Raw genomic sequence first — 661 nt, forward strand, 5'->3', positions numbered from 1 at the left:
GTCGGCGAAAACCCCCGCATGTAAACTAAATCCGTCTATTTGAGCTAATTGACCATAGTTATCTTACTTATTCGTTTTTTACCCGATAAAGTTAATGGCGTAATGCAAGGTGCTGCAATCCCATTTCTTGAGACTGCGCAGCTTGGCATCGGCAACAATCGCTTTGCTTTTGATGCAGACGATAAGTTATGGATAGGTAAAACGCATTTAGGCTGGGCAGGTGATGAAGGTATTAAGTCTGTCAAATGGAATAGGCAAGAATATCTTTTCGTGAAAGACGTAAGCTTAACTGCTGAAGGCTTTAAGCTGCAATTCTCAATGCCGCTTATGAGCATGCCAGAACTGAAATTAGAAGCACATACCTATCACTACCATAGTGACTACGGTTCACCTAAAATAGACCACAAAAAGGATATAAGCGCCACGCTCAAACTCTCTAATGATAAACAAACACTGTGGGTAAAATATCCAGAGTTACAATCAGCTTATACTTACACGATATCAATTAATAATGCTCAAACGGCTAATTCTCAGCACCTACTTGGGGATGTCGTGCGGTATACAGTGAACCAAATACCAAGGGGCTATTACAAAGTAAGCGATCAAAATAGACCGTTCTTCTTTTACTAAGTTGAGCCCCTAAAATGAGGTCATTGATTAA

General features: G+C 40.2%; 1 protein-coding gene. It reads left to right on the forward strand.

Annotated features, from left to right (window positions below; translation table 11 throughout):
• Window positions 1–48: 48 nt before the first annotated feature.
• Window positions 49–630 (forward strand): hypothetical protein, encoded by a 582-nt coding sequence (locus ACFOHL_RS15055; protein WP_376921068.1) that lies wholly within the window; start codon window positions 49–51, stop codon window positions 628–630.
• Window positions 631–661 lie beyond the last annotated feature (31 nt).

Origin of the sequence: Agaribacter flavus, from assembly GCF_042646125.1 — a bacterium.
GTDB classification, from domain to species: Bacteria; Pseudomonadota; Gammaproteobacteria; order Enterobacterales; family Alteromonadaceae; genus Glaciecola; species Glaciecola flavus.